10 protein-coding genes and 2 pseudogenes are annotated in these 14,317 nt (G+C 70.2%); 8 read left to right on the top strand and 4 right to left on the bottom strand.

Annotated features, from left to right (window positions below; all coding sequences use genetic code 11):
* The first annotated feature begins 63 nt into the window (after window positions 1–63).
* The 3 genes from ACFJI0_RS14870 (at window position 64) to ACFJI0_RS14860 (ending at window position 3,449) form a co-directional block, all read left to right on the top strand.
* Window positions 64–1,272, top strand: coding sequence for a YjgN family protein (locus ACFJI0_RS14870; RefSeq protein WP_382320756.1), 1,209 nt, complete (start codon window positions 64–66; stop codon window positions 1,270–1,272).
* The gene (locus ACFJI0_RS14865; RefSeq protein WP_382320754.1) at window positions 1,272–2,339 is read left to right on the top strand and encodes a M48 family metallopeptidase; all 1,068 of its coding nucleotides are present in this window, start codon (window positions 1,272–1,274) and stop codon (window positions 2,337–2,339) included. Before ACFJI0_RS14870 ends, ACFJI0_RS14865 begins: the two co-directional genes overlap by 1 nt.
* 495 nt (window positions 2,340–2,834) lie before the next feature.
* Entirely contained in the window at window positions 2,835–3,449 is a 615-nt protein-coding gene (locus tag ACFJI0_RS14860) for a LysE family translocator (RefSeq protein WP_382156544.1), read from the top strand.
* A gap of 10 nt (window positions 3,450–3,459) precedes the next feature.
* Here ACFJI0_RS14860 and ACFJI0_RS14855 read toward each other — a convergent pair whose 3' ends face one another.
* From ACFJI0_RS14855 to ACFJI0_RS14845, 3 genes and pseudogenes are all read right to left on the bottom strand, one after another.
* Window positions 3,460–4,599, bottom strand: coding sequence for a lipocalin-like domain-containing protein (locus ACFJI0_RS14855; protein WP_382320752.1), 1,140 nt, complete (start codon window positions 4,597–4,599; stop codon window positions 3,460–3,462).
* Between the two features lie 7 nt (window positions 4,600–4,606).
* The gene (locus ACFJI0_RS14850) at window positions 4,607–5,665 is read right to left on the bottom strand and encodes a PLP-dependent cysteine synthase family protein (RefSeq protein WP_382320750.1); all 1,059 of its coding nucleotides are present in this window, start codon (window positions 5,663–5,665) and stop codon (window positions 4,607–4,609) included.
* Between the two features lie 41 nt (window positions 5,666–5,706).
* Window positions 5,707–8,263, bottom strand: a pseudogene (locus ACFJI0_RS14845) (FtsX-like permease family protein).
* Window positions 8,264–8,429: 166 nt separating this feature from the next.
* Between ACFJI0_RS14845 and ACFJI0_RS14840 the strand changes: the two are divergent.
* The gene (locus ACFJI0_RS14840) at window positions 8,430–9,311 is read left to right on the top strand and encodes a transglutaminase family protein (RefSeq protein WP_382320748.1); all 882 of its coding nucleotides are present in this window, start codon (window positions 8,430–8,432) and stop codon (window positions 9,309–9,311) included.
* Here ACFJI0_RS14840 and ACFJI0_RS14835 read toward each other — a convergent pair.
* Window positions 9,308–9,997 (bottom strand): GntR family transcriptional regulator, encoded by a 690-nt coding sequence (locus ACFJI0_RS14835; protein ID WP_382320746.1) that lies wholly within the window; start codon window positions 9,995–9,997, stop codon window positions 9,308–9,310. The two genes, ACFJI0_RS14840 and ACFJI0_RS14835, sit on opposite strands and share 4 nt — an antisense overlap.
* A gap of 176 nt (window positions 9,998–10,173) precedes the next feature.
* Here ACFJI0_RS14835 and ACFJI0_RS14830 point away from each other — a divergent pair, with 176 nt between their 5' ends.
* The 4 genes and pseudogenes from ACFJI0_RS14830 to ACFJI0_RS14815 all read left to right on the top strand — a co-directional run bounded on the left by ACFJI0_RS14830 (window position 10,174) and on the right by ACFJI0_RS14815 (window position 14,309).
* Window positions 10,174–11,211 carry a porin gene (locus tag ACFJI0_RS14830; RefSeq protein WP_382320744.1) on the top strand — a complete coding sequence of 346 codons (1,038 nt, stop codon included), beginning with the start codon at window positions 10,174–10,176 and terminating at the stop codon, window positions 11,209–11,211.
* 49 nt (window positions 11,212–11,260) lie between these two features.
* Window positions 11,261–12,260, top strand: a pseudogene (locus tag ACFJI0_RS14825) (Bug family tripartite tricarboxylate transporter substrate binding protein).
* Window positions 12,261–12,298: 38 nt separating this feature from the next.
* The gene (locus ACFJI0_RS14820; protein WP_382320742.1) at window positions 12,299–13,948 is read left to right on the top strand and encodes an SDR family oxidoreductase; all 1,650 of its coding nucleotides are present in this window, start codon (window positions 12,299–12,301) and stop codon (window positions 13,946–13,948) included.
* Between the two features lie 10 nt (window positions 13,949–13,958).
* Window positions 13,959–14,309, top strand: a complete 351-nt coding sequence (locus ACFJI0_RS14815) for a hypothetical protein (protein ID WP_382320740.1) — start codon at window positions 13,959–13,961, stop codon at window positions 14,307–14,309.
* Window positions 14,310–14,317: the final 8 nt, after the last annotated feature.

The raw sequence follows: 14,317 nt of genomic DNA, 5'->3' as shown, positions 1-14,317 counted from the left end.
CCGGGCGTGAATGGGGGCTCGGTGCTAGGATGCCTCCCAATTTTTCAATTTCAAGGGACGGGGATGGCACAACAGGACGATTTCGCGCCCACCGTGGCGCTGGCGGATGAGCGCGCCGCGGCGGCGGCGCAGGCGCTGGACATCCGGTTCACCGGCTCGGGCAGCGAGTACTTCCGCATCTGGATCGTGAACCTGCTGCTCACGCTGGTCACCCTCACCCTGTATGCGCCGTTCGCGCGCGCGCGGCGCATCGCCTACTTCCAGAACAACACCCTGGTCGGCGGCGACCCGCTGGGCTTCCACGCCGACCCCTGGAAGATGTTCCGCGGCTACCTGCTGGTGCTGCTGCTGGGCGTGGGTTACTGGGCGGTGTCGAACTTCCTGCCCCACCTGGCGTGGATCGCGCTGCTGGTTTTCATGGTGCTCTGGCCCGCGCTGTGGCGCGCCTCGCTGCAGTTCCGGCTGCGCAACACCAGCTGGCGCGGCGTGCGCCTGAGCTTCGCGGGGGATCTGAAGGGCGCCTACCTCAGCATGCTGCCCTTCTTCCTGCCCGCGCTGGCCTTCGTGCTGTTCCTGCCCGCCGTGACCGAAGGCGAAGAGATGGCGCCCGAGGTGGCCCGACGCAGCGGCATCGTGATCGGCTCGGTGGTGCTGCTCTTCACGGCGCTCATGCCCTGGCTCCTGGCGCGCATCAAACGCTACCAGCATGGGGGCTATGTGTTCGCGCAGCAGCGCACGCAGCTGGACACCGGCACCGGCCGCTTCTACGGGCTGTTCCTGAAAACGGGTGGCGTGAGCCTGCTGGTGGGCCTGGTGGGCGCCGCGCTGGTCGCCCTGGTGCTGTTCGTGCTGGCGCGTGGCATGTTCGGCGACCTGGCGGCCGGCCAGCGGCGGGCCCTGGTGGCGCTGGTGGTGCCGGTGGCGCTGGGGGTGATCTACCTGCTGATCCCGCTGGTGAGCGCCCCGTACTTCGGCGCGCGTTTCCAGGACCTGCTGTGGAACGGCACGCGCAGCGAGAAGGTCCGCTTCGGCAGCGCGCTGCGCTTTCGCAGCCTGTTCCGCGTCACCCTGGTCAACTGGCTGCTGATCGTGGTCACGCTGGGCCTGTACTGGCCCTTCGCCAAGGTGCGCACCGCGCGCCTGAAGCTCGAGGCCATGTCCTTGGCGGTCGATGGGCCGGTGGATGACTGGCTGGCGAGCGCGCAGCAGGCCGGCAAGGGGGTGCTGGGCGACGCGGCCGGCGACTTCTTCGGCATGGACATGGGGCTCTGATGGGCGCTGCGCCTGCCTCGCTGCACAGCCAGTGGTTCGACGGCCAGTCGCCCAAGCCGCGCGCGGTGACGCTGCGCGTGGAGGCGGGCGAGCTGCTCATGCAAGCGGGTGAGGACACGCGGCGCTACCCGCTGGCGCGCGTGCGCTGGCCGGAGCGGCGCACGCACGGCCAGCGCCAGGCCGAGTTGCCGGACGGCGGTCTCATCCAGCACGCCGATGCGGCGGCGTGGGACGCCTGGGCGCAGGCCAGCGGTTTGCAGGACAGCGCGGTGGTGGGCTGGATGCAGAGCTGGCGCGCCGCGCTGGTGGCGCTCGCGGGTTCGGTGGTGTTCCTGGGGGCCGCCTGGTTGTGGGGCGTGCCGTGGTTGAGCCAGACGCTGGCGCACCAGGTGCCGGATTCGCTGGACCGGCATGTGGGGCAGCAGAGCTTGCAGCAGCTGGACCGCCTGTTTCTGCGGCCCAGCGCCTTGCCGCAGAAGCGGCAGGACGAGTTGCGCCAGCGTTTCAAGTCGCTGGTGGATCGTGCTTATCCGCAGGGGGATGCGCCGCACTGGGAGCTGGCGTTCCATGCCTCGCCGGTGTTGGGCGCGAATGCGTTTGCGTTGCCGGGTGGTTACATGGTGATGACGGATGAGTTGGTGGAGTTGTTGCACGACCAGCCGGATGCGTTGGTGGGTGTGTTGGCGCACGAGTTGGGCCATGTGGAGCACCGCGATGGGCTGGACATGGTGGTGCGCGCGAGTCTGATCAGTGCGTTGGTGGGGGTGGTGTTGGGGGATGCGAGCGGTTTTCTGGCGACGGTGCCGGCGACGTTGGCGACCCAGGCCTATTCGCGCGACACCGAGCGGCGCGCGGATGCGCATGCGGCTCGGCTGATGCACGCGGGGGGTGTGCCGCCGGCGGCCATGGCGGTGTTTTTCGAGCGCATGCTTGTTGAGGCCGACAAGGACTCTTCTCCGCAGGATGAGGAGGACCGTGTGTCGTTGCCCATCGCGATTGGCAGCCATCCGGATCACTTGGAACGCATTCGGTTTTTTCGGGAGTGGCGGCCTGAGGACTCGCGCTAGTTTCTGGCCTTGCACCTCGCGCTGACGGCTGACGTGGTCCGCGTTCTCCGGCGCTGCTCGCGGGCGTCTGCCCTGGCGCTCATGCGTTACCCCATCAACACCGCTGCTTCACACAGCCTCTGTGGCAACCGCGAATGGGCGCCTGCGCCCGCGAACCCCACCATCCGTCGAGAGGGAGGGAATGGAACGCCATTCAATTGAAACTTGAATTCAAACACTTGAATTGCACCATGCCACTGGGTCGATGGTGCGGGTGGCCGGGCGCAGGCGCCCATTCGCGGTTGCCACAGAGGTCGTGTGCCCACACGGTATTGACGAAGTGGTATGCGAGCGCCCGGGCAGCCGTCCGCGAGCAGCGCCGGAGAACGGCCACCCGCACCAGCGGCCCCGAGACCAAGTTGGCACAAGGGCCCCGAGACCAAGTCACCCCAGCCAAGCCACACGAACCAAAACCACGCCCTGTGGCAACATGACCACCCTAAAAGGAGCCACCACATGATCACCCTGGAATTCCTGATCACCTCCCTCATCGTCGTCCTCATCCCCGGCACAGGCGTGGTGTTCACCGTGTCCGCCGGGCTGGTGCAGGGAAAGCGGGCCAGCCTGTTCGCCTCACTCGGCTGCACCCTGGGCATCGTGCCCCACCTGCTGGCCACCGTGCTCGGCCTCGCCGCCGTCATGCACACCAGCGCGCTCGCCTTCCAACTCCTCAAATACGCCGGCGTCGCCTACCTCCTCTACCTGGCCATCGCCACCTGGCGCGACCGCTCGGCCTTCGTGGTGCAGGAAGGCGGCGCACGGCGCAGCGCCCTCAGCCTCACCGTCAAAGCCTTCCTCCTCAACATCCTCAACCCCAAACTCACCATCTTCTTCCTCGCCTTCCTGCCCCAGTTCGTCGACCCCGCCGCCACCTCGCCCCTGGGCCAACTGCTGCTGCTCAGCGGCGTCTTCATGGCCATGACCTTCGGCGTCTTCGTGCTCTACGGCCTGCTCGCGCACGCCTTCCGCCGCGCGGTCATCGACTCGCCGCGCGTGCAGGACTGGCTGCGCCGCGGCTTCTCCGCCGCCTTCGCCGGCCTGGGCGCGCAACTCGCGTTCACCGAACGCTGACGCACCGCGCTCACAGCACCAGCCGCTGCACGTAGCCCGTCATCTCCAGATACCCCCGCCCCACAGCCTTGCCGTTGCTGTCGATCAGGTCGGACAGCCCTTCCCAATACACCGTGCCGGTGCTCGAACGGCTGTCGAGTTCCTGCGGGTCGATGACGGCCTTCACCGTGTAGAAATCGCCCGGCGTGCGCACCACCCACTCCACCGGGTAGCGCGCGCGCGTGAGTGGGCTGGTCCACCAGCGCCGGGCCTGGAAGTCCACCTCGCCCGGGCTGAAGCGGTAGAGGTCGGTGGCGCTCTGCGCGCTGCCCGCCGCGCGGAACGAGCCGCCCGCCCAGAGCTTGCTGCCGTCCTTGCGGCGCAGCTGGAAGGCCGTGAGGCTGTGGCCGTCGAAGAGGTTCATGCCGATCCAGTCCCAGCCCACCGCCTCGGGGTGCAGCAGGGCCTCGCTCCATTCGTGGTCCAGCCAGGCGGTGCCGCGCACCTCGAAGCGCTGGCCTTTGAGCGCCAGCGTGCCTTGCACGGCCAGGTGCGGCTGGCTCACGTAGAAGCTGGCCTGCGACGCGTCCGGCCCCTTGCGCGAAAACCCCTGGTCGCCCTGCAGCAGCCAGGCCTGCTGCGGCACCGCCTGCAGATCGATGCCGAGTTCGTCGCCCACCACGCGCGCGGTGTAGTGGCCGTTGTCGGGCCGGCGCCGCAGCGACCAGTCGCGCAGCACCACCTGCGTGTCCTCGGCGCTGGCGAACACGCCGCGCTCGGCGACTGGCGCGGGCGGCTCGCCGTCCCAGCGCGCGATGCGCTGGTCGTGCAGCAAGCGGCCGCCCTGCACGTCGGTGATGGCCGCGTGCGCGAACAGCAGCTGCTTCGCGGCCAGCGGGCCGCGCAGGGCCTGCGTGCCGTCCACGCGGCTGCGGAAGAACGTCACCTGGAAACCGAAGTCGCGCCCGGCCGCGTCCTTCGCCTGGCCGGTGAGGTACCACCATTCGGTGCGCGTCTCGTTGTGCGTGCCGTGGTCGCGCGGGAACACGAGTGGGCGCGGCCGCAGCGCATCGCCCGGGCGGTGCGCCGGTTGTGCATGAACCAGGGGCCAGGCCAGCCCCGCCGCACCCAGCAGCAGGTGCCGCCGCGTGGGAAGCCCGGGCCGATTCATGGCGCCATCAACCTTGCAGCTGCGCCCGCACGCTCGCGAGCGAGGGCGCGACATCGCCGAAGCGCTCCTGCGCCCAGCCGGGGTCGAAGTAGGTCTGGCGGTAGCGCTCGCCGCTGTCGCAGAGCAGCGAAAGAAGGGCACCGCTCTCACCCCGCGCCTTCATGCCCTGTGCCAGGTCCAGCATCGCCACCAGGTTGGTGCCGGTGGACGGGCCCACGCGACGGCCCAGCAGGTCGGACAGGGCGTGCATCGCGGCCAGCGAATCGGCATCGGACACCTCCAGCATGCGGTCGATCAGGCTGGGGATGAAGCTGGGTTCCACGCGCGGGCGCCCGATGCCTTCGATGCGCGAGCCCGGCGCGGTGAGCGTGCCGTCGCGCAGCCGGTGGTAGGCGCAGAACACCGAGCCCGCCGGGTCGGCCACGCACAGCTGACTGGCGTGGCGCCGGTAGCGCAGGAAGCGGCCGATGGTGGCGCTGGTGCCGCCCGTGCCCGCGCCGACCACGATCCAGCGCGGCACCGGGTGGCGTTCGTGCGCCATCTGCTCGAACATGCTCTGCGCGATGTTGTTGTTGCCGCGCCAGTCGGTCGCGCGCTCGGCGTTCGTGAACTGGTCCATGTAGTGCGCACCGGTTTCCTTCGCGAGCGCGTGGGCCGCGGCGTACACCTCGCCGGTGGTCTCCACGAAGTGGCAGCGCCCACCGTAGAGGGCGATCTGGTCCAGCTTTTCCTGCGAGGTGCTGCGCGGCATCACGGCGATGAAGGGCAGGCCGAGCAGGCGGGCGAAGTAGGCCTCGCTCACGGCGGTGGAACCGCTGGACGCTTCCACGATGGTGGTGCCTTCGTGCACCCAGCCGTTGCACAGCGCGTAGAGAAACAGCGAGCGCGCCAGCCGGTGCTTCAGGCTGCCGGTGGGGTGGGTGGACTCGTCCTTGAGATAGAAGTCGATGCCGTGCGCCGCCCAGCCGGGCAGGGGCAGGGCGATGAGGTGCGTGTCGGCGCTGCGGCAGAAGTCGGCCTCGATGCGCGCGATGGCCTGGTGCACCCAGGCGGTGGAGGGGGTCATGTCGATCTTCGGTGAAGGCGGGGGGAGGCAGGCATTGTGTATTACCAGTCTTCTTTCACCGCGCGCACCGCATCGCGGTTGGCGGCGGCCTGGCCGGCGAGCCAGGCGGTGAGCGTGCCGGCCACCACCACGGCGGCGCACAGCGCGAGCAGGCGGGCCCAGGGCAGCACGAGGTCCATGGTCCAGTGGAAGCTCTGCGGGTTGACCACGTGCACCAGCACCAGGCTCACGGCCAGGCCGAGCGCGAGGCCGGCGAGCGCGCCGAGCACCGTCCAGGCCAGGCCTTCGAGCGCCACCACGCCCAGGATCTGCGACCGCGTGAGGCCCAGGTGCGCGAGCAGGCCGAATTCGCGGCGGCGCGCCAGCACCTGCGCGCTGAAGCTCGCGGCCACGCCGAACAGGCCGATGCCGATCGCCACCGCTTGCAGCCACACGGTGACGGCGAAGCTGCGGTCGAAGATGCGCAGCGAGTTGGCGCGGATCTGGCCGACCGAGGCGAACTCGATGGCATTCGCCGCACCCTGTGCCTCGGCCAGCGCGCGGATGCGTTCGCGCACCGCGTTTTCGTCGGCCCCTTCGGCCAGGTGCAGCGCGAGGTCGTTCACGCGCGCGTCGCCGGTGAGGCGCACGAAGTCGGCGCGGTCCATCACCACGCTGCCGTGCTGGCGCGCGTAGTCGCGCCACACGCCGGCCACGAAGAAGCGCGTGCCGCGCACCTGCGGCTCGGCGAAGGCCTGCGCGAGCGCGGGCAGCCAGCTGCCGGGCCGGGCACCGTACAGGTCCACCATGGCCTCGCTCACATAGACCGTGACCACGCGCTGTTCGCCCTCGGGCACGGCAGGGGCGGGCAGGGGGGTTGCCCACCAGGGGCAGGCTGAGCGTGCCGCCGGTGGTTCTCTCCAGCGGGCGCGTGAGCAGCGCGATGGCGGGGCGCTCGGGCGCGAGCTGCACCGGCGTGGCGCGCAGCGTGTCCACGCGCGCCACGCCGGGGACACCGGCCACGGCGGTCACGAACCCGGTGGGCAGGTGGCTGCCGTCGCCCGCGCCGCTGCCCACGCTGCGCACGTAGAGCTGGGCGGGCAGCACGGCGTCGAGCCAATGCGTGACCGAGTCGCGAAAGCTCGCCACCATCACCGTGAGCGCGACCGACAGCGCCAGGCTCGCGACCACGCCGCTGGTGCGCACGGCGGCGGTCTCGCGCAAACGGCGCGCGCGCTCCACCGCGAGCACCGGCAGGGCGTGGCGCGCGATGCGCGGCGCGATGCGGTCCAGCAGCCAGCCCACGCCCAGCGGCAGCGCCGCGATGCCACCCACCAGCAGCAGGCCCACCGACACATAGGCCGCCAGGGGAATGCCCGCCACCGGTGGTGCCCAGGCCATGGCGGCGGCCAGCAGCACCAGGGCCAATGCCAGCGTGTGGCGGCGCGCGCCGGGCCGCGGCGGCGCGCCCAGGCCCTTGAGCGCGAGCGCGGGCGCCAGGCGCGCGGTGGCCTGCGCGGGCCACCAGCCGCCCACCAGCGCCGCCACCACGCCCAGCAGCAGGTAGACCATGGCCGCGAGCGGGCTCCACAGCAGCGGCGGCGCCACGCCCGAGAAATAACCCCCGCCCAGGTCGCCGCCGAGCAGGCGCAGCGCGAGCGCGGCCAGGGCCGTGCCCAGCGCGATGCCCAGCGCGCTGCCCAGCAGGCCGAGCAGGGCCGACTCGGCCAGCACCAGGCGCAGCCGTTCGCGGCTGGACAGGCCCAGCACGCCCAACAGCGCGAACTGCGGCTGGCGCCGCGCCACCGACAGCGAGAGCACCGAGAACACCAGGAAGGCGCCGGTGAACAGGGCCACCAGCGCGAGCACCGTGAGGTTGACGCGGTAGGCGCGCGAGAGGTTGCTCACGCGCTCGCCCGACTGCTCGGGCCGCTGCGCGATCACGTTCGGCGGCAGGTCCAGCGCGGCCAGCACCTCGCTGGCGCGCGCGCCGCTGGCCAGGCGCAGGTCGATGCGGCTGAGCTGGCCCACGCGGTCCATCAGCGCTTGCGCGGCGGCCACGTCCATCACCAGCAGCGGCGCGCCGGGGGCGTTCACGCGGCCGGCCACGCGCAGCACCGCGCCGTTCTGCAGCCGCACGGTGCTCTGCCCCGCGAAGGCCTGTTGCGCCGCCGCGTTGAGGAACACGGTGTCGGGCGCGAAGAGGTCGAAGCGCCGCGTGGTGTTTTCGCCGTCGGTCACCGGCATCAGGGCGGGCGAGAGGCCGGCCACCACCAGCGCGTCCACACCCACCAGCTTCGCGCCCAGGCGCTCGCCGTCGCGCGCGAGGGCCTGCACGGGGCCTTCCAGCACCGGGCTGGCGAGCGCCACGCCGGGGTGCGCGGCCACGCGGGCGAGCAGGGTGTCGTCCAGCGAGCCCTGACGCGCGCGCAGCTCCACGTCGGGCTGGCCGTTGACCGAGCTCACCGCGCTGGAGAACTCGGCCAGCGCCGAGGCGTTGATCAGGTGCACCGCGAAGGCCAGCGCCACGCCCAGCATGACCGCCACCACCGCCGAGGCGTTGCGCCAGGGGTGGTGGCGCAACTCTTGCAAGGAGAAGGTCGAGAGCAGCGCGCGCATGGCGTGGAGCTTAAGCCCTCGCGCTTGGTGAGGCAGCGCACCGACGAAGCCGCGGCAAAGGCCTAAGATGGTCCAACGGTTGTCTGGCGTTCACCGATCACACAGCGCCTTCACGCGCTGCCGCCCGCCGCAAGGCGGGTCCACTTCTCCCCACACGGTGACCCCCATGGTTCGCATCCACCTCGCCATCGATCTGCAGTACGAGATCCACCCACCCGGTGCCGATTTCATCTTCAACGTGCAGGCCGCGCATTCGCCCCAGCAGACCGTGAGCTGGGAGCAGCTGCAGGTCAGCCAGCCCGTGCCCCTGCTGATGCACACCGACGCGGCCACGCGCACGCGCACGCTGCGCCTGAGCGCCGGGCCGGGCGCGCTGTCGGTGCGCTACCGCGCCACGGTGGACATCGAGCACCACGTGGCGCAGCCCGACAGCGTGTTCGAGACGCCCGTGGCCCAGCTGCCGCCCGAGGCGCTGGCCTACATCTACCCCAGCCGCTACTGCCAGTCCGACTGCGTCACCGCCATGGCAACGAGCTGTTTTCGCCAGTTGCCCATGGGTTACACACGGGTGCAGGCGATCCAGCAATGGGTGCAGAGCCAGGTGACGTTCGAGTCGAACACCAGCAATTCCATGACCTCGGCGCTGGACACGCTCAACGACCGCAAGGGGGTGTGCCGCGATTTCGCGCACCTCATGATCACGATGTGCCGCGCGCTCAACATTCCCGCGCGCTTCACCACCGCGGTCGACTTCGGCGCCGACCCCGCCCTGGGCCCGACCGACTTCCACGCCTACGTGGAAGCCTATGTGGGCCACCGCTGGTACATCTTCGATCCCTCGGGCACCGCGATCCCCATGGGCTTCCTGCGCATCGGCACCGGGCGCGACGCGGCCGACGCCTCGTTCGCCACCATCTTCGGCGGGGTGGTCACGCACGCGCCGCGCATCGACATCTCGGCCCAGACCAGCCCGCAGCACGGCTGGCTGATGCCGGTGCACCGGCCCGAGGCCTTGTCGACCGACGGCGGCTGGCAGGCGGGCGGCTAACGCTGCTCAAGCGCGGCGCGGGCCGCTTTCTCCGTGGCGAGCAGGTGCTGCTCCATGAGGGCGACCGCGGCCGTCGTATCCCTGCGCAGGACCGCGTCGAGGATCGCCTGGTGTTCCGCCTGCACGTCCCGGGCCACCAGCGGGCCCTTGTGGCGGGCCTTGCGGTAGCGCTGCGAATGGTCCATCAACTGGTTCCAGAACCGCAGCAGCCACTCCGAACCACAGGCGCTCACCAGCGCCGCATGAAAGTGGCGGTGCTGCTTCTCCCACTCGAGATCCGTGGTGCTGCCTTCGCTCCCGGGCAGGGGGGTGCGCCCCAGCACGTGCAGGGCGGCAACCACCTCTGCTTCCCAGCGGGCGTCGCCGTGCTGGATGGATTCGGTCAGGCAAAGGCGTTCGATCTCACGGCGCGTCTTCATCAGATCGGCCAGCTCGGCGAGTGAGATCTCCAGGACGCGCGCGCCCCGCCGCGCTTCCATGGACACCAGCCCCTCGCTGGCTAGGCGGGCCAGCGCCTCGCGGATGGGCGTGAGCCCCAGGCCGAACCGCTCTTCCAGCTCCGCGACCCGCAAGCGGTCGTTCGCCCCCAGGTCGCCCAACAGGATTTCCTGCCGCAGGCGGTGGTACGCGCGCTCGGTGCGCGAGCCCGAATCGAGGGCGGGGTCTTCTACAACGAACTGATTCATGAAGTAAATAGGAGTTTATACGAAACACAATATTTCATGAAAAACGTATATTTCATGAAATTCAGCGACTTTCGCAAACGGAGAAATTATCGCACCGACCGCCCTCCGTGGGCCGGTGAGCCGCCTTCTCCCCGCCGCGAAAGAGGCGTTTTCACCCCCCTGTCCCGAAAGTACCCATGAAACTGAAACGATGCACCCTTCTCCCCGCGCTGGTCCTGGTCAGCGGCGCCGCGTGGTCCCAGAGCACCAGCACGGTCTACGGCCTCGTCGACCTGGCCTTCGTGCGCGAAAGCGGCGGGCCCAACGGCGCCAGCGCCTCCAAGCTCACCAGCGGCGTTGCCGGCGGCTCGCGGCTGGGCTTTCGCGGCACCGAAGACCTCGGTGCGGGGCTCTCGGCGTTCTATGTCCTGGAAATGGGGCTCAACGCGGACAACGGCACGCTGGGGCAGGGCGGTCTCGCGTTCGGGCGGCAGTCGCTCGTGGGCCTGCAGGGCGGTTTCGGCAGCCTCTCGCTCGGCCGCCAGTACACCCCCATCGCCTTCGTCCAGACCGAGACGGATCCCTTCATCACGGGCCTGGCCGGGACGTCCGCCAACCTGATCAGCGCCGGCGGCGCGGGCGGCAACAACCGCATGGACAACACCGTGCGCTACACCTACGCGGCCAAGGCCGGCTGGACCGCCGATGTGGTCTACGGCCTGGGCGAAACGCCCGGCGACAGCAGCGCGCGGCGCCAGTACGGTGGCGCGATCGGCTATGTGTCGGGTCCGGTGTACGTCAAGCTGGGCCACCACAACGTCAACAGCGCCGCATCGGTGCCGGCGAAGATGAGCTTCCTCGGGGCGAAATACGACTTTGGCGTGGCGACGGCGCATTTCAACTACGTGGTGAACAAGGGCTCGGCGGTGTTCGGCCTGGTCAACGCGGACTCGCGCGACGTGCTGCTGGGGGTGTCGGTGCCTTATGGGGCAGGGCGGTTCATGGCCTCGTACATCCGCAAGAACGACCGGACCGCCGCCCACCACGATGCGAGCCAGTGGGCGCTGGGCTACACGCACGCCCTGTCCAGGCGAACGGGTGTCTACGCCTCGATCGCGCGCATCGACAACAGCGTGCCCGCAGGCTCCCCCACCGGCTTCTACCGGGTGGGCAACGCCACCGAACAAGGGCTGGGCAACCGGGCCTACAACGTCGGCATCCGCCATGCCTTCTGACGCCTGCCGCGCGCCAGAAGCGTCCTTCCCTCCATTGCCTTCAGACACCATGAACACCTCCTTCCATCGCCGCTCCTCGCTGCGGCTGCTGCTCGCCACCTTCGCCGCCGCGGCGCTGCTCGCGCCGAAGGCGCAGGCCCAGGCGCCGAACTACCCCAACAAGCTGGTCACCATCGTGGTGGGCTACCCCGCTGGCGGCGACACCGACGTGCTGGCGCGGTTGATCGCCGAGAAGCTCGCCCCCCGCCTGGGACAACCCGTGGTGGTCGACAACCGCACCGGCGCCGCCGGCACCATCGCGACCAACTACGTCTCCAAGGCACGCCCGGATCGCCAGCATCCTGCTGCTGGCCCCCAACACCGCGGCCATCACGCCCCACGTGATGACGGCCGCCGGCAGCGCGATCGACCCGAGCACGGAACTGACCTCCATCGTCCAGCTGGGCAGCCAATCGCTGTTCGTCGTCGCGGCGACCTCGACCGGCGTTTCTTCCGTGAAGGAACTGGTGGCCAAGGCCAAGGCCGGCGGCATCGTGAGCTACGCCAGCCCTGGCAACGGTTCGCCCATGCACATCCTCGGCGAACTCTTCAACAAGTCCACCGGCACGAAGATCACGCAGATTCCGTACCGGGGCAGCATGCCCGCCATCGCCGACGTGGTGGGCGGGGCGATCCCGCTGATGTACACCACGCTGGGTCCCGCCGCGCCGCACATCAAGTCGGGCCGCCTGGTGCCGCTGGCGGTGGCCGACCTGAAGCGCTCGCCCTTTCTGCCCGATGTGCCCACGCTCGCCGAGCAGGGCATCATGGGGGCCGAGGTCGGGGCCTGGCAGGCGCTGATGGGGCCCAAGGGCATGCCCGCCGACCTGGTCCAGCTGATCAACCAGCATGTCAACGAAATCCTCAAGATGCCCGATGTGATCGCGCGGATGGAGACCATCGCGCTCGCGCCAGCGGGTGGAGACCCTGGCAAGCTCGCGAAGCTGGTGGCCGCCGACTATGTCCGCTATGGCAAGGTCGTGGCCGAATTTGGTATCAAGGCGGACTGAGCGCCGCAAGCACCGTGACCCACCATCCACAGAACCTTTTGTCCCGCCTTTCACCGCAGCCGCCGCTTCCCTTCGAAGCCGCGCAGGCCTACGAAGAGACCGTGCTGGGCTGGGCCGCCGACGCGCCGCTGCCGGCCGGCATCGCCGTCGCGCGCGACCGCGCCTATGGCCCCGATCCGCAGCACCGCTGCGACGTGTACCGGTCCACCGATGCGCGGGACGACGCCCCCATCCTGATCTTCTGGCACGGCGGCGGCTGGACCAACGGCTACAAGGAGTACGTTGCCTTCATGGCGCCAGCCGTGGTCGGCCTGGGCATGGTGCTGGTGGCGCCGGGCTACCGGCTGGCGCCGGGGCACCGGCTGCCGGCGGCGTTCGAAGACGGCCTGGCGCTCACCCGCCATGTGATCGCCCATGCGGCCGACTTCGGCGGTCGCGGCGACCAGATCTACCTGGCGGGGCATTCCGCGGGCGCGCATCTGGCGGCGCTGGTGGCCTTGCGGCGCGAGGAAGCGGGCGGCGCCGGCATTCCCCCGGGCGCGATCCGGGCCTGCCTGCCCGTGAGCGGCATCATGGATCTGCACCACCCCGATCCCCCCCGCGGCCAGCCTGGAAGAGCGCATCTACAGCATGGTGCTGAGCGACGCGGCGCACGACGCCGTGATGAGCCCGCTGTGCTGGACGGTGGGCAACACCATCCCCATGTACCTCAGCCATGGCGAGTCCGACAGTGCCCGGGTGGTTCATTCGAACCGCCGCATGGCGGCCTTGCTGGCCAGGCAGCCGGCGCCGTCCCAGCTGCACGAAGAGCCCGGCCTGGACCATTTTGCGACCCACACCTGCCTGCGCGACCCGAAGGCGGCGTGGTACCAGCGCCTGGCCGGCCTGCTGCAGGCCCACCGGCGCCTGGATCCATCCGCTGTTTGAGAGGAAAAAGAATGCAGACCACCCCCACCCCCGCCGAGAGGGAAACCGCTTTCATCACCGGAGGCGCCTCCGGCATCGGCCGCGCCACGGCGCTGCGCCTGGCCGAGGACGGTTTCCGCGTCGTGGTGATCGACCGCAACGCGGCGCAGGTCGACACGCTGCTCGCGGAACTCACCCAGGCCGGGCGCGACGCGGCCGGCCACGCGGTCGACGTGTGCGACCGCCCGGCCATCGCGGCGCTGATCGCCGCCGAGGCGCGGGTCGACGTCATGGTGTGCGCGGCGGGGATCGGCCCCGCCCGGTCCTTCGACGACATCCGCGACGAAGACTTCCGCTCTGTGCTGGACGTGAATGTGCTGGGCGTCTTCATCGCCGCGCAGGAAGCCACGCGGCGCATGAAGCCGGGCGGTCGGGTCGTGACGGTGTCCTCGCGCGCGGCGCTGGGCGGCACTGGTTTTGCGCACTACGTGGCCTCGAAAGCCGCGGTGGTGGGCCTGACCCGGGCCATGGCGATGGACCTTCGCCAGCGGCAGATCGCGGTCAACTCGATCGCGCCGGGCTTCACCGACACCGGCATGACGCGCGCCATGACGCCCGAGCAGCACGCGGCGGCCAGCGCTTTCGAACCGAGCGGGCGGCCCGCCGATCCGGGCGAGATCGCCCATGCCATTGCCTTCCTCGCGTCGCCGCGCACCCGCTTCATCACGGGCCAGACCCTGTTCGTGGATGGTGGCAAGTCGCTGGGCGGCCTGGGCCTGTAAGGAGGCCGCGATGATCGTTCGAACCGCGTGTCTCGAAGGCACCGTGAAGCCGGAGGACGTGGACCGCCTGGATGCCTTCGTGATCGAGCAGTTGGTGCCGCTGATGAAGCGCTTTCCCGGCGTGCGCGCCGTGCGGGTGCTGCGCGCCCTGTCCATCGAGGACGGCGGCCCGCGCCTGCACATGACCTTCGAATCCTCCTACGACTCGGTGGACGCCATGGAGCGCGCCTTTGCCGATCCCGTTCGCCAGGTGCTGAAAGCCCAGCTCGCGCAGATCCGGCCCTGGTTCCAGGGCCGCCTGTTCCACGTCACGCAAAAGGTGCTGGCCGACGGGCCTTGCCCGACGCCCGACAGGGCATAGCCGACCAA

Source organism: Hydrogenophaga sp. UC242_53 (assembly GCF_042696965.1).
In the GTDB taxonomy this organism is placed as follows: domain Bacteria; phylum Pseudomonadota; class Gammaproteobacteria; order Burkholderiales; family Burkholderiaceae_C; genus Hydrogenophaga.
This window is presented reverse-complemented; position numbering and strand designations above follow the sequence as displayed.